The 981-nt window shown below is 35.8% G+C and carries 1 protein-coding gene; it reads right to left on the reverse strand.

Features of this window, described 5'->3' with window-relative positions; genetic code table 11:
* Positions 1-42: 42 nt before the first annotated feature.
* On the reverse strand, positions 43-981 hold a 939-nt coding region (locus C6H22_RS08475), incomplete at its 5' end, for a ribonucleotide-diphosphate reductase subunit beta (protein WP_104694821.1).

Raw genomic sequence — 981 nt, forward strand, 5'->3', positions numbered from 1 at the left:
TCAAAATCTGTCCCAATTTTTACCTGCAGTGCATACAATGTTTTAGAAATCATCGAAATCTATACTCCCTTTTGCGTAATTTGTCACCTTAGCCTCAAAGAAATTCGTCTTTTGGTCATTAAAGCTACTAAATTGATCCACCCATTTGATAGGATGAGACACATTATAAAGCTTAGGAAATCCTACTCTATATAAACGCTCATCGGCAAGATATTGAATATATTGCCCTATAATCTCGCTTGTAAGTCCTAGAATCTGTCCTTGTGTTATGTATTCTCCCCACGCTGTTTCTACCTCTACTGCTTTTCTAAAAAGCTCTATGACTTCCTCTTCTAGACTATCTGTAAAGAGGTCATCGCGTTCCTTACGCAAAGAATTAATCATATTTTGAAACAATATAAGATGCGTAACTTCATCGCGTTGGATAAAACGTATCATTTGCGCACTACCTAGCATTTTACCACTGCGTGCCAATGTATAAAAATAACAAAATCCACTATAAAAATAAATCCCCTCTAAAATCTGATTGGCAAACATAGCCTTAAGAAGATTATGTTCTGTAGGATTTTTTGAAAGATCCAAATACACATTTGCAATATAATCGTTCTTGTGTCGCAACTGCATATCCACACGCCACATATTATAAATTTCATCAGTATTTGCTGAAATAGATTCTACCATTACTGCATAACTTTGAGAATGCAAAGCCTCCTCATACGCTTGACGTACAAGCACGAGATTTATCTCTGGGCTAGTCACATAGGGATTAACATTATCTATGAGATTATTTGTCTGCAATGAATCCATAAAAATAAGTTGCGCTAATGCCCTATCATAACCAAGCTTTTCTTGAGGCGTAAGACCTCCGTTATAATCCCGCTTATCGGCATTCATATTTACTTCTTCGGGAAACCAAGTATTTGCAAGCATTTTCTTCCATAATGTATATGCCCATTGATACTTGATTTTGTTAAGATCAAA

The sequence above is a fragment of the Helicobacter equorum genome (assembly GCF_900198655.1).
Lineage (GTDB): Bacteria > Campylobacterota > Campylobacteria > Campylobacterales > Helicobacteraceae > Helicobacter_F > Helicobacter_F equorum.